We start from the raw sequence: 15,189 nt of genomic DNA, 5'->3' as shown, positions 1-15,189 counted from the left end.
CACGGCATCCGCTGCGGGCACCGCCGCGTTTGGCAATGGGGCCATTGCCAGTGGTGATTTCAGCACCGCGCTGGGCTATCTAAGTGCCGCGGACGGCCTGCTGAGTACGGCTGTGGGGGCCGGCGCGAATGCCTCGGCGGAGAACAGCGTGGCGCTGGGCGTGGACTCGCTGGCTGAGCGCGCCAACTCGGTGTCGGTGGGTTCAACGGGGGGCGAGCGCCAGATCACCCATGTTGCCGCCGCTACCGAGGCCACCGATGCTGTCAACAAGGCACAGCTCGATGATGTTGTTGAAGCGCTTGATGTAGTAGCCGAAGGTGCAGCCAAGACCGCTCGCTACTTCCAGGCGGACGGCGCCAATGATGGTAGTGATGATGCGCAAGCCAGTGGTATCGGCGCCACTGCGATGGGTGCGGGATCAAAGGCAAGTGCTGCATCCAGCACTGCGGTGGGTAGTGCGGCAGTAGCCTCCGCGCTCAACAGCGTAGCGCTGGGTGGCGGTTCAGTGGCCGATCGCGACAACGCGGTTTCGGTTGGCAGCGTCGGCGCGGAGCGGCAGATCACCAATGTTGCGGCGGGTACTACGGGCACCGATGCGGTCAACATGGATCAGCTCGCTGGCGTGGCTGAGGCCGAACAACACACCAGTCGTTACTTCGCGGCCAATGGTGCCGACGACGGCAATGACGATGCGCAGGCAAGCGGCATCGGCGCGACTGCTGCAGGCGTCGGTTCGATTGCCAGTGGCGCCGAGAGTGCGGCGGTGGGCAGCTACAACGTCGCCGCTGGCGACTACAGCAGTGCTCTGGGTTATGTGAACTCGGCTTCCGGGATCAACAGCACTGCCGCAGGCAACTTCAACCAGGTCAATGGAGACGACAGCAGCGCGTTCGGTTTTGCCAACTTCGTTGATGGCAACAGCGCGACGGCCATCGGCAGCAACAGCTTCGCCGGTGGTGACGAGAGTTTTGCGGCAGGCCAGGGTGCCATCGCCGATGGTTACGCGACGGTGGCAATGGGCAGTGCCAGTGAATCCTCTGGCGAGCGTTCGATTGCGATAGGTGCAGGTGCGGCAGCACGCGGTCAGGACGCACTGGCACTGGGTTCGCAAAGCACGGCTTCGGGCAGTGGCTCGGTAGCATTGGGTCCGCAGGCGCAGGCCAGCGCGGATGCCGCTGCTGCGATGGGTGGCAGTGCTCAGGCCAGTGCACAGAACAGCACCGCGCTCGGCAACTCTGCTGTTGCCTCTGCATTGAACAGCGTTGCCTTGGGTGCCGGCTCGGTGGCCGATCGCGACAACGCGGTTTCGGTTGGCAGCGTCGGCGCGGAGCGGCAGATCACCAATGTTGCCGCTGGCACTACAGGCACCGATGCAGTCAACAAATCGCAGCTGGATGCGGTGGCCGGTGTCGCGAGCACCAACAGCAAGTACTTCCAGGCCAGCGGAACAGCCGCAGCCACGGCAAGCGGCAGCAATGCCGTGGCCGCCGGGTCGGGCGCAGTCGCCAGTGCCGAGCGTACGGCCGCATTCGGTGCTGCCAGCGTCGCCAACGCGGTGGGTGCTACTGCCTTGGGTGCTGATGCCTCGGCGCGGGCCGGCAATAGTCTGGCGATGGGCCGGCAGGCGGCCACAACGGCGATCAACGGCGTGGCGATAGGTTATGCCGCCTTTGCCAGCAACGGTGCCAACAGTGTTGCCATTGGCGCGTCGGCGGGAGCGTCGGGGGCCAATTCGGTCGCTCTGGGTGCGGGCTCGCGTGCCACCGAAGCCAACGTCATCTCGGTCGGCGGCGGCAATGGCAGCAATGGCCCGGCGACGCGGCGCATCATCAACGTTGCGGCTGGGCGGATTGTTGAAAGCGGTACCGATGCGGTCAACGGCGGCCAGCTGTACAGCACCAATCAGCGTGTGGGTGCAGTGGAGACGCGGGTGAATGATATCGACGACCGCATTGGCGACGTCGAATCGGTGACCGCCAACGTTGTGAGTTATGACGATGGCGAGCGCAGCAAGGTAACGCTTGCCGGCATCCAGGGAACCCTCCTGGATAACGTGGCAGCAGGCAATATCGCCCTGGACAGCATGCAGGCGATCAACGGTGGGCAACTCTACCAATCGCTGACTTCCATCGCCGGCATCCTCGGTGGCGGGGCGGCGCTCGGCATGCAGGGTCTGTTCGTCGCACCCAGCTACATGGTGCAGGGCGCCAGCTACAGCAACGTGGGAGATGCGTTGGCTGCACTCGATACGCAGATCACCACCATCAACGCCAAGGGAGGGAATCCTGGCGGCGGCAGCGGTGGCGCCGTAGATCAAAGCGGCACGGGCGGCGTGGTGCTCGGTGACAAAGCCAAGGCCCCGGATGTGGCGGGCACCGGTATCGGTCATGGCGCCCATGCGGCCGGCCTGAATGACACCGCGCTCGGCAGCCATTCGCGCGTTGAAGCCGATGGCAGCACCGCGGTTGGTGCCAACTCCGCCGTCTCTGTCACTGCCATCAACGCGGTGGCAGTGGGAGAAGGTGCCAGCGTCAATGCTGTCGCCGGCACCGCCATCGGTCAGGGAGCGATGGTCAGTGCAGGTGCGGGCACGGCGATCGGCCAGGGTGCCAGCGTACGCGCCGAGGGTGCGGTGGCAATCGGCCAGGGTTCGGTTGCTGATCGTGCCAATACGGTGTCCGTGGGCAGCGCCGGTAATGACCGCCAGATCACCCATGTTGCCGAAGGAACTCAAGCCGCTGACGCGGTCAACAAAGCCCAGCTTGACCGTAGCGCGGCTTCGGCCAACGCCTATACCGACGGCAAATTTGGTGCGATGGCCGACAGCTTCGAAGTGCTGCGCAGCGATATGGGCAGGCGGCTGAAGAACATTGACGAGCGCATCGATCGCCAGGGCGCGATGAGTGCGGCCATGTTGAACATGGCGACCAGTGCCGCAGGCGTACGCACCGAGAACCGGGTGGGCGTGGGTGTCGGTTTCCAGGGGGGTGAGTCGGCGCTGTCGGTGGGTTACCAGCGGGCCTTTGGTCACCGCGCGACCGTCACCGTGGGCGGTGCTTTCAGCAGCGGGGACAGCTCGGTGGGTATCGGCGCGGGTTTTGGCTGGTAGGCAGGACACGGGCTCTGCTCACGGCAGGGCACGTCAACAGTAATCGATGAGGTTTACCGGAGCAGACGGCCAGCCGGTGAGCGACGGGGTTGCCTGCTCGATTTTTCTCTTTCCCTTTAGCGAGATATCCACGATGAACAAGCCGAACAGATGGACTGTTGCGATGGCGGTTGGGTTGGCGACAGCCGCAATTGCGACGCAGGTGTCGTTCGCGTCAGAGATCGGGTTGAGCGAACCGCGCGGCATCGAACCTCCGATCAAATCGATGGGAGGCGGGCAGCGGTTCGTGGTCAAGTACCGCAGCGACGCGCGTGTATTGCAGGATGCCGCTGTGCTCAATCGCAGCCTGAGCGCGGTGGTTGGGCGCGCGGGTTTGAGTCGCGCCCCGCTGGGAGCGCGTTCGGCTTCCGGCCCGGCAGTAAGCGCTGTTCTTTCGCAGCGCTCGGCCGTGCCGCGCTGGAACGTTGTTTCCGCCTCGCGGGTGTTGAACGAAACGGAGGTGGTTGGGTTTTTGCGCGAGCTGCGCGCAGACCCGGACGTGGAGTATGCGGAGGTCGAGCACATGTATCAGCACATGGCCGTCGACTCGCGTGCGGTGACGCCGAATGATCCGCTGTATGCCGCGCGCCAATGGAATTTCTTCAATCCAACCTCCGGCGTGAATGCGCCCGCCGCATGGGATATCGCACAGGGTGACGGCGTCGTGGTCGCGGTCCTTGATACGGGAATCGTGCAGGATCATCTGGACCTGCAGGCCAATGTCATGCCTGGCTACGACATGATCAGCGACCTGCGCATATCGCGTCGCGCCACCGATGCGCGCGTGCCGGGTGGTTGGGATGTCGGTGACTGGGTAGAACCCAACTATTGTGATGGCTGGGCCGGTGCCGCTGCTCCCAGGAACAGCAGCTGGCATGGCAGTCACGTGGCTGGCACCATCGCGCAGGAGACCGGCAATGGCGTGGGTTTGGCCGGATTGGCGCACAAGGCCAAGGTGATGCCGGTGCGCGTGCTGGGCTCGTGTGGCGGGACGGAGGCCGATATCGCCGATGGCATTGTCTGGGCCGTTGGCGGTGAAGTGCCGGGCTTGCCACTGAATCCAAATCCCGCAGAAGTCATCAACATGAGTCTGGGCAGTGGCAGCCACAATGCTTGCTCGCCATTGCTGCAGGCCGCAATGGACTTGGCCAACAGCAAGGGTGCCATCATCGTGGTGGCAGCAGGCAATTCGGATGACAAGGCCGCCAGCTACACCATGTCTTCGTGCAAGAACATCATCAGCGTCGGGGCGAATGGACTGAACGGTGACAGGGCGTTTTACTCAAGTTATGGCGCACGCGTGGATGTTTCCGCACCAGGTGGAAACGGAGGCGTGTTGAACAGCGGCTTCATCTGGCAGGTAATAAATGGCGGGGCTACAAGGCCCACCGCACGCTGGGTGACCGGTGGCAAGGCAGGCACCTCGATGGCGTCGCCGCACGTGGCCGCTGCGGTGGCCATGATTCAAGGCGTGGCGGCTACACCGTTGAACTGGCTGCAGATGCGCAACCTGCTGCGAGAGACCGCCAGGCCGGCGCCGGTGCTGGCGTCTGGCTCGAAGCAGAATGGTGCAGGCCTGCTCGACATCCATGCGGCCCTGCTCAAGGCATTGGTGCCGCCGTGCGATGCCAGCCAACAGACCTGTCCGCTTGCCGCCACACCGCTGTTCAGCAAGATCGTGGATGAACTGGATGGGGACAGGGGCAGCAGCCAGCTATTTCGTTTCGAAGCCAAGGCCGGCGAGGTGCTGAGCTTCATCACCTATGGCGGCAGGGGGGATGTGTCGCTGTATGCCAGCTTCAACAAGGAGCCACAGGTTGGGCAGGCAGATGCTTTTTCCACCCGGCCCGGCAACAGCGAGACGGTTCGCTTCATCGCCCCCAGTGCAGGGACTTACTACGTGAAGCTGGTAGTCGTGTCCGCTTTCACTGACGTCAGTTTGGTGGCCAGGCAGTAAACAGCCCATCGCGCGTAGTACCAAGGCCCTGGAATCCAGGGCCTTTTTTGTTGTGCCATCTATTTGACGCACTGGTGAGGCTGGCGACCATTCTGCAGCGGGTGAATCGGGCCCGTTCGCGCAACTGCCTTTGCTGCAATGCAACTGTTGCGGGCATCGCCGGGGAATTGAACCGGGCCCCTGCGAAATATTCCTGAGTACGCTGAAAAGCCCGCAGCCCAAGGCCTGTGGGATTTTTCTGTGGGCTGCTTCCATGGACGCTCAAGCGGGATCTCGTTGCCTCCAGTGAGCCCTAGGCAACTGTTTCAGAAGAAAATTTTTGCTAGATCTCATTGAATTGAGAGATTTGTGAAGTTCCTCTCAGAACTCCGCTTTTGAGCCAAAAGTTTGACGAATCATGAATCGTCGATTAAGACTCCATCCATCCCGTAGTCGCCCGACAGGTATGGAACCAGGGGGGTAGACCACGACAGGCGTGAGCCTTACGTGCCCTGCTGTACCGGGACCGGGACCACAACACCACAGGGGGATCGTTGGGCACGTACCGCTCATCGATGGCGCATTCATGCAAGGAAATAACCCGTCCACTTGAGGAGCAGCAGCGATGAACCGGATCTACCGCAAGGTATGGAACAAGGCATTGGGGCAGTTGGTGGTGGCGTCGGAGTTGGCATCGTCCAGCTCGGCCGGTGTGGTCATGGATGGACGGCATAGCGCCGGGTTACGCCTGCAGGCCTTGTCGGTTGCCGTTGCGTTGGGTCTAGGAGCAAGTACCTGGGTAAGCACAGCCCAGGCACAGTCGGTGGAAGTGGGTGGCAACGCGCAATGCCTGGTGGTTGGCAGCGCGACGCTGGTGGATTGCGCCATCGCCAACAGTGCCGAAGCGTCGGGCAACAACGCCGTTGCCATCGGTGCCGGTACGCGTGCATCTGCCGATGGCAGCGTGGCGCTGGGCGCAGGCTCGGTGGCCGATCGCGCCAACACCGTGTCGGTGGGTTCGGCCGGCAACGAACGGCAGGTCAGCAACGTCGCCGCCGGTACGGCCGGCACCGATGCAGTCAACCTGGATCAGCTCAACGCAGTTGCTGATGGCGCCACGCTGACTGCCCGTTATTTCAAGGCCAACGGCGCTGCCGATGGCAGCGATGACGCCGTGGCCAGTGGCGCCGGTGCGATGGCAGCAGGTGTTGGCTCGCAGGCAAGCGGCGTGGAGAGCACCGCGGTTGGCAACAACAACGTTGCCGCCGGTGATTACTCCAGCGCCGTCGGTTACGTGAATACCGCCAACGGCGAGAACAGCTCGGCGTTCGGCAATTTCAACCAGGTCGATGGCAGCAACAGCAGCGCCTTCGGCTCGGGCAACCTGGTCGATGGCGCCAATGCCATCGCACTGGGCAGCAACAGCATTGCCAGTGGTGATGGCAGCGTGGTGATTGGCGATGGCGCATACGCAGCGGCCGACGACGCCACGGCGGTGGGCTCGGGCAGCGTTGCCAGCGAACTGGGCAGCACGGCGCTGGGTAGCGGCGCCGATGCCTCGGGTGCGTATGCAACCGCGCAGGGCAGCCAGGCGTTCGCCGCCGGCCAGCAGGCAACGGCCAATGGCTTCCGCGCCGATGCCAGCGGTCGTGGCACCACTGCGGTGGGCAGCTACAGCGCCGCCTCCGGTGACCTGGCCTCGGCCTTCGGTTATGGCGCTGACGCCAGTGGCGACTACGGTATTGCGATGGGTCTGGGCGCTTCGGCCTCGGGCGTCAGCACCACGGCGGTGGGTGAATCCGCCATTGCCTCGGGCGAGGAATCCACTGCGGTTGGCGGCACCACCTTCGGCGGTTTCATCAGCACGGAAGCCTCCGGTACCGGCGCCTCGGCGTTCGGCAACGGCGCCTGGGCGGTGGGCGAATACGCCACCGCGATTGGTTTCAACAGCTGGGCCGATGCCGACGATTCCACCGCGCTGGGACAAAGCGCCACCGCTGCGGCCGCCAACAGTGTCGCCATCGGCGCCAATTCCTGGAACGATCGCGAAAACACCGTGTCGGTCGGTGACGTCGGCAGCGAACGGCAGATCACCAATGTCGCTGCCGGCACCGAAGACACCGATGCGGTGAACAAGGCGCAGCTGGATGCAGTGGCTACCGTTGCCGAGAACACCAGCAAGTATTTCCAGGCCACGGGCAGCGCTGACAGCGATGCTGGTGCGTATGCCGAGGGCAATGCGGCAACTGCCGCAGGCGAGGCCAGCAATGCAATTGGCGCTGGAGCGTCCGCTTACGGCAATGGTGCCAACGCACTGTCCAACGGCGCTACCGCAGTAGGCCAGAGTGCTCTGGCCACTGGCCAGAACAGCGCAGCGTTCGGCCAGAACGCCGAAGCCACCGGCCCGGCCGCTGTGGCCGTGGGTGGCAACGCGGTGGATGAGAACGGCAATGCGCTGATCACCTTCGGCGGCCAGCCGGTCACCACCGGCGCCACCAGCGCTGCAGTCGGCGGCACGGCCGTTGGTGCCAGTGCCAGTGCCGAAGGGTTTGCGGCAACGGCCGCAGGTGTGGGCGCCTTCGCCCAGGGTGCGCAGTCCTCGGCGTTTGGCGCGGTGGCCAATGCCACCGGTGACTACAGCACCTCGGTCGGCACGCAGAGTGCGGCATCCGGTACCAGCAGCGTGGCTGTTGGTGGCCCTGCCGATTTGATTCCGGGCCTCGGCTTCTTTGTCGATACGCAGGCCAGCGGCGAGGTTTCGACCGCGGTCGGTGCCGGCGCCATCGCATCGGGTGATTACTCACTCGCCTCCGGTGCCTTGAGTGAAGCCTCCGGCAGTGAAGCCACAGCCGTGGGCTACTTCGCCTACGCGCCGGGCAACAATGCCAGCGCGCTGGGCGCTGAAAGCTGGGCCAGTGGTGCCAACAGCACGGCAGTGGGCTTCTACAGCACCAGTCGCGGCGCCGACAGCACTGCACTGGGTGCAAACGCAACTGCAGCGGCGGCCAACAGCGTCGCCTTGGGTGCGGGCTCGTTCGCGGATCGTGCCAACAGCGTATCGGTAGGTGATGTAGGAGCTGAGCGGCAGATCACCAATGTCGCTGCCGGTACCGAAGGCACCGACGCGGTGAACGTGGATCAGCTCAATTCTGCTGCCGAAGGTGCGCTGCTGGCCGGGCGTTACTTCAAGGCCAATGGCGCTGCTGATGGCAGCGATGATGCGGTTGCCAGTGGCGATGGCGCCACGGCTGCCGGCGTAGGTTCGCAGGCCAGTGGCGCGCAGAGCACGGCGGTGGGCAGCTACAACGTGGCTGCGGGTGACTACTCCAGTGCGGTGGGTTACGTGAATACCGCCAATGGAAGCAACAGCTCGGCGTTCGGCAACTTCAACCAGGTAGATGGTGAAAACAGCAGTGCATTCGGCATGGCCAACCTGGTGGATGGCGCCAATGCCATTGCATTGGGCAGCAACAGCGTAGCCAGCGGCGAAAGCACCATCGTGATCGGCAACGGTGCCAGCGCATTGGCCAGCGGTGCCGCCGCCATCGGCATGAATGCCGTGGCCAGCGGCCAGAACGCAGCGGCCTTCGGCCAGAACGCGCAGGCCATCGGCCCGGGCGCGGTGGCGGTGGGCGGCAATGCGGTGGATGAAAATGGCGACCCGCTGATCAACGTGGGCGGCGAACCGGTGCAGACCGGTGCCACCAGCGCCGGCGTCGGCGGTACCGCATTGGGTGCCAGCGCCAATGCCGAAGGCTTTGCGGCTACCGCAAGCGGTGTGGGTGCCTATGCCAAAGGCGATCAGTCCACGGCAAATGGTGCAGTAGCCAACGCACTGGGCAACTACAGCACCGCGACTGGTTCGCAGAGCTATGCCGAAGGGACCGGTACCACCGCGGTGGGCTACAACGCAGCGGCCTATGAAGACGGCAACGTCGCGGTCGGTCGTAATGCATCTGCACTGGGTGCAGGCAGCCTGGCGATCGGGGACGGTGCCGAAACCGGTTTTGGCCTCTTCGGCATCGGTGCGACCAATGCGGTGGCGATCGGCAGCGGCAGCTGGGCCTTCGGTGACGATGCGACTGCAGTGGGTGCCAACGCCTGGGCATTCGGCCAGCAGAGCACCGCGATAGGAACCGATGCGCAAGCGGGTGCCACCAACTCGGTGGCCTTGGGCGCAGGCTCGGTGGCCGGCCGCGACAACAGCGTGTCGGTAGGTGATGTGGGTGCCGAACGGCAGATCACCAATGTTGCTGCAGGCACGGAAGCCACCGATGCGGTCAACAAGGGCCAGTTGGATGAAGTGACCGGCTCGACCAAATATTTCGCCGCCACCGGCAGTGCCGACAGTGATGCGGGGGCCTATGCGGAAGGTGACAACGCCACGGCATCGGGTGAAGCCACCAATGCCATCGGTAGCGGCGCGTCCGCTTACGGCAGTGGTGCCAATGCGCTTGCCGACAACGCCACCGCGCTGGGTACCAATGCACTGGCTACCGGTGCAGGCAGCATCGCGCTGGGCTTGAATGCCAGCGCTGCCAACCCGGACAACATCGCCATCGGTACCAATGCGGCTACCGCGCAGGGTGGCATGCTTGCCATTGGTGCTGACGCCAGCGCCCAAGGCCTGTTTGCAGCGGCCATTGGTGCTGATGCGCAGGCTGCCGGGCTGGCGGCGACGGCCATCGGCAACTCGGCCTGGGCAACAGGACGTGAGTCCACCGCAGTTGGTTTTGCAGCGACTGCCGATGCCTGGCAGGCCGTTGCTGTGGGCAGCGGTGCCTACGCAACCTTCTTTGGCACCGCCGTGGGTACTTCGGCGCAGGCAGCCGAAGTGGCTACCGCCGTGGGCCAGAATGCCATTGCCGGAATAGCAGGCGCGGCCTTCGGTGTGCAGGCGCGCGCGGGCGAAAGCGGCGTGGCGGTAGGCAACAACGCCACCACCGGCCAGATGGGCGTTGCCGTGGGTACGAACTCACTGGCCGGCCAGGACTTCTACAGCCTCACCCAAGGCAACAACACCACGGCACTGGGTGCCGAAGCCTGGGCAACGGAGGATGGCGCCACAGTGGTGGGCTACAACAGTTACGCGCAGGCATTGAACGCGACGGTAGTGGGTTCCAACGCCTGGACCAGCAAGGATGCCGAGAACAGCGTAGCGCTGGGCGCGGGCTCCTTCGCTGATCGCGCCAACACTGTGTCGGTCGGCGCCGCGCAGGAATGGACGGACTCGGCGGGCGTTACCCATGCCGCCAATGATCGCCAGATCACCAATGTCGCTGCCGGTACCGAAGGCACCGATGCGGTGAATGTGGATCAGCTCAATGCCGCTGCCGAAGGCGCATTGCTGGCCGGGCGCTACTTCAAGGCCAACGGCGCCGCCGATGGCAGTGATGACGCGGTGGCAAGTGGCGACGGCGCCACGGCGGCCGGTGTCGGTTCGGAAGCGAGCGGGGCACAGAGTACGGCGGTAGGCAGTTACAACGTGGCCGCCGGCGACTACTCCAGTGCGGTGGGTTACGTAAATACCGCCAATGGCAGCAACAGTTCGGCGTTCGGCAACTTCAACCAGGTCGATGGCGAAAACAGCAGCGCGTTCGGCATGGCCAACCTGGTGGATGGCGCCAATGCCATCGCGTTGGGCAGCAATAGCGTGGCCAGCGGTGACGGCAGCGTGGTGATCGGCGATGCGGCCCTGGCCGCTGCCGATGATGCAGTTGCTGTCGGCTCGGGCAGTAGCGCCAACGGCGACAGCAGTACGGCAGTGGGTGCGGGCGCCGAAGCCTCGGGTGCATTTGCCACCGCGCAGGGCGCACAGGCAGTGGCATCCGGCCAGCAGGCGCTGGCCAACGGCTTCCGTGCCGAAGCCAGCGGCCGCGGCACCACGGCGGTAGGCAGCTACAGTGTGGCCTCCGGTGACCTCGCCTCCGCCGTGGGTTATGGCGCCGAAGCGAGCGGTGATTACGGCGTTGCAATGGGTCTGGCCGCATCGGCATCCGGCGCCAGCACCACGGCGGTCGGTGAATCGGCGATTGCATCCGGTGATGAGGCAACCGCCGTCGGTGGCACCACGTTCGGTGGCTTGATCAGCACAGAAGCTTCCGGTACCGGTGCCTCGGCATTTGGTAACGGCGCCTGGGCGCTGGGCGAATACGCAACGGCGATCGGTTTCAACAGCTGGGCGGACGCGGACGATTCCACCGCGCTGGGCCAGAGTGCGGTTGCCGCTGCTGCCAACAGCGTGGCCTTGGGTGCCAATAGCTGGGCCGATCGCGAGAACAGCGTGTCGGTGGGTGATGTCGGTGCTGAGCGTCAGATCACCAATGTTGCCGCTGGCACCGAAGGCACCGATGCGGTCAACAAGAACCAGCTGGACGAAGTGGCTGCGGTGGCCGAGACCACCAGCAAGTACTTCAAGGCCACCGGCAGTGACGACAGCGATGCCGGTGCCTATGCCGAAGGTGACAATGCCACCGCTTCCGGCGAGGCAAGCAATGCCATCGGCAACGGTTCCTCGGCGTACGGCAGCGGTGCCAACGCGATTGCTGATGGCGCAACCGCCGTCGGCATGAACGCCCTGGCCAGCGGCCAGAACGCAGCGGCCTTCGGCCAGAACGCACAGGCAATCGGCCCGGGCGCGGTGGCGGTGGGCGGCAATGCGGTGGATGAAAATGGCGATCCGCTGATCAACGTGGGCGGCGAACCGGTGCAGACCGGTGCCACCAGCGCCGGCGTCGGCGGTACCGCATTGGGTGCCAGTGCCAATGCCGAAGGCTTTGCAGCTACCGCCAGCGGTGTCGGCGCTTATGCCAAGGGCGATCAGTCCACGGCAAATGGCGCAGTAGCCAACGCACTTGGTAACTACAGCACCGCGACTGGTTCGCAGAGCTATGCCGAAGGGACCGGTACCACCGCGGTGGGCTACAACGCAGCGGCTTATGAAGACGGCAACGTCGCCGTGGGTCGCAATGCATCTGCACTGGGCGAGGGCAGCCTGGCAATCGGTGATGCAGCCGAGACCGGCTTTGGCTTCTTCGGTATCGGTGCCGCCAATGCGGTGGCGATCGGCAGCGGCAGCTGGGCCTTCGGCAACGATTCAACGGCGATAGGTGCCAATGCCTGGGCGGTCGCGCAGCAGTCCACGGCCATTGGTAGCGGTGCTGAAGCAGGCGCCGCCAATTCGGTGGCCTTGGGTGCCGGTTCGGTGGCCAGTCGCGCCAACAGCGTATCGGTGGGCGATGTCGGGGCTGAGCGCCAGATCACCAACGTCGCTGCGGGTACCGAAGGCACTGATGCGGTGAACAAGGACCAGTTGGATGAGGTAGCGGCCGTGGCGGCTGAAGGGCAGACCACCGCCAAGTACTTCAAGGCCACCGGCAGTGACGACAGCGATGCCGGTGCCTATGCCGAAGGTGACAATGCAACCGCTTCCGGTGAGGCAAGCAATGCCATCGGCAACGGTTCCTCGGCGTACGGCAGCGGTGCCAACGCGATTGCTGATGGCGCAACCGCCGTCGGCATGAACGCCCTGGCCAGCGGCCAGAACGCAGCGGCCTTCGGCCAGAACGCACAGGCCATAGGCCCGGGCGCGGTGGCAGTAGGCGGCAATGCAGTGGATGAAAATGGCGACCCGCTGATCAACGTGGGCGGTGAACCGGTGCAGACCGGCGCCACCAGCGCTGGCGTCGGCGGTACCGCGCTGGGTGCCAGCGCCAATGCCGAAGGCTTTGCATCTACCGCAAGCGGTGTAGGTGCCTATGCCAAGGGCGATCAGTCCACGGCAAATGGTGCAGTGGCCAACGCATTGGGCAACTACAGCACCGCGACGGGTTCGCAGAGCTATGCCGAAGGGGCCGGTACCACCGCAGTGGGCTACAACGCAGCGGCCTATGAAGACGGCAACGTCGCCGTGGGTCGCAATGCATCTGCACTGGGCGAGGGCAGCCTGGCAATCGGTGATGCAGCCGAGACCGGCTTTGGCTTCTTCGGTATCGGTGCCGCCAATGCGGTGGCGATCGGTAGCGGCAGCTGGGCGTTCGGTGACGATGCCACTGCAGTGGGTGCCAATGCCTGGGCATTCGGACAGCGGTCCACTGCCGTGGGCAGTGGTGCTGAAGCCGGCTCGGCCAATTCGGTGGCCTTGGGTGCAGGTTCGGTGGCCAGTCGCGCCAACAGCGTATCGGTAGGCGATGTCGGGGCGGAGCGCCAGATCACCAACGTCGCTGCGGGTACCGAAGATACCGATGCGGTCAACAAGTCGCAGCTGGATGCTGTGGCCGACGTCGCTGGCGAGACCAACAAGTACTTCCAGGCAAGCGGGGACGGTGTAGCCACGGCCAGCGGCAACAATGCGGTGGCCTCGGGTTCGGCGGCTGTTGCCAGTGCCGAGCGCAGTACCGCCTTGGGTGCGGCCAGTACCGCAAACGCGACCGGTGCGACCGCCGTGGGTGCCGATGCATCGGCTCGCGCAGCCAACAGCACCGCGCTCGGTCGGCAGACCTCGATCACTGCCACCAACGGTGTGGCGATCGGCTACGGCGCCTTCGCCAGCAATGGGATCAACAGCGTGGCCATCGGTGCCGGTGCGGGTGTATCCGGTGCCAACTCGGTGGCCTTGGGTGCTGGCTCGCGTGCGGTGGAAGCGAACGTGGTGTCGGTGGGTGGCGGCAATGGCACCAACGGGCCTGCTACCCGTCGCATCGTCAATGTGGGTGCCGGGCGTATCGCCGAAGGCAGCAGCGATGCGGTGACCGGCGGTCAGCTGCATGTCACCAACCAGCGCGTCGGTGCGGTTGAAACCCGCGTCACCGATATCGATGGCCGTATCGGCAGCATCGAAGGTGTCACTGCCAATGCGGTGACCTACGACGATGCCAGCCGTGACAGCTTGACCCTTGGCGGTGCGCAGGGGACGACCGTGGGCAATGTGGCCGCCGGTGCCATCGCCGCAGGCAGCATGCAGGCGATCAACGGTGGCCAGCTGTTCCAGTCGCTGGGCAATATGGCCAGCTTCCTTGGCGGCGGTGCAGGCATCGGCATGCAGGGGATGTTTGTCGCCCCGACCTATGTCATCCAGGGTGCCAGCTACAACAACGTGGGCGCCGCGTTGTCGGCACTGGATGGGCAGGTCACTTCCATCAACAGCCGCATCGCCAACAATGGAAACGGAAACGGCAACGGCAACGGCAACGGCAACGGCAATGGCAATGGCAATGGCAATGGCAACGGCAACGGCAATGGCCCACGCGGAGAGAGCGGTCCCGCTGTTGCCAGTACCAATGGTGTAGCCCTGGGCGATCAGGCCAAGGCCAATAATGTTGCCGGTAGCGCGGTTGGCAATGGCAGCTACGCACATGGCCCCAATGACACCGCCATCGGCAGCAATTCCCGTGTCGACGCCGACGGCAGCACGGCGGTGGGTGCCAATACGCATATCACCGCGGCAGCTACCAATGCGGTTGCAATGGGCGAAGGGGCAACGGTCAGTGTTGCCTCGGGTACGGCGATTGGCCAAGGCTCCAGCGTCACCGCAAACGGTGCGGTTGCCCTGGGCCAGGGCTCGGTGGCTGACCGTGCCAATACCGTATCGGTAGGCAGCGTGGGTGCCGAGCGCCAGATCACCAGTGTCGCTGCCGGCACACTGGCGACGGATGCGGTCAACAAGGGCCAGCTGGATAGCGGCATCACCTCGGCCAACAGCTATACCGATACCAAGTTCCGCAGCATGGCCGACAGCTTCGACGTGTTCCGCGGTGATATCGACAAGCGTCTGCGCCACGTCGATCGCCGTCTTGACCGTCAGGGCGCGATGAGTGCGGCCATGTTGAACATGGCCACCAGTGCCGCCGGCGTGCGCACCCAGAACCGGGTGGGCGTGGGTGTGGGTTACCAGGGCGGCGAATCGGCACTGTCGTTGGGCTACCAGCGGGCGATCAGTGAGCGTGCCACCGTCACCCTTGGCGGTGCATTCACCAGTGATGACAGCTCGGTGGGCGTGGGCGCCGGTTTCGGTTGGTAAGGCGATAGTCAGACGCCCCCGCCTGCTGCGGCGGGGGCGGCCAGGTTCATGGTCAGTGGCTGTGCTGCCCCCGCAGCGCACCTGCTG

Annotated in this window: 4 protein-coding genes; 3 read left to right on the top strand and 1 reads right to left on the bottom strand. The window is 64.7% G+C overall.

Translation table 11 applies throughout. From position 1 onward, the window contains the following. The coding region (locus tag ACVOKO_RS11010; RefSeq protein ID WP_346498955.1) for a YadA-like family protein at window positions 1-3,109 on the top strand (3,109 nt) is incomplete at its 5' end. A gap of 33 nt (window positions 3,110-3,142) precedes the next feature. Here ACVOKO_RS11010 and ACVOKO_RS11005 read toward each other — a convergent pair. Beyond that, the gene (locus tag ACVOKO_RS11005) at window positions 3,143-3,355 is read right to left on the bottom strand and encodes a hypothetical protein (protein ID WP_346498954.1); all 213 of its coding nucleotides are present in this window, start codon (window positions 3,353-3,355) and stop codon (window positions 3,143-3,145) included. Here ACVOKO_RS11005 and ACVOKO_RS11000 point away from each other — a divergent pair. Beyond that, the gene (locus ACVOKO_RS11000; RefSeq protein WP_346498953.1) at window positions 3,336-5,105 is read left to right on the top strand and encodes a S8 family serine peptidase; all 1,770 of its coding nucleotides are present in this window, start codon (window positions 3,336-3,338) and stop codon (window positions 5,103-5,105) included. The two genes, ACVOKO_RS11005 and ACVOKO_RS11000, sit on opposite strands and share 20 nt — an antisense overlap. Window positions 5,106-5,709: 604 nt before the next feature. Next, on the top strand, window positions 5,710-15,102 hold the full coding sequence (locus ACVOKO_RS10995; RefSeq protein ID WP_346498952.1) for an ESPR-type extended signal peptide-containing protein: 9,393 nt from the start codon (window positions 5,710-5,712) through the stop codon (window positions 15,100-15,102). Window positions 15,103-15,189 lie beyond the last annotated feature (87 nt).

This window comes from Stenotrophomonas sp. STEN240 (assembly GCF_056756175.1).
The sequence above is the reverse complement of the archived record's forward strand: the minus strand, read 5'-3'. Positions and strand labels throughout refer to the sequence as shown.

Bases quoted from the DNA above. Each gene is read 5' to 3' on its own strand.
- ACVOKO_RS11005 (WP_346498954.1), bottom strand. From the start codon at position 3,355: ATGCCGCGCGGTTCGCTCAACCCGATCTCTGACGCGAACGACACCTGC.
- ACVOKO_RS10995 (WP_346498952.1), top strand. From the start codon at position 5,710: ATGAACCGGATCTACCGCAAGGTATGGAACAAGGCATTGGGGCAGTTG.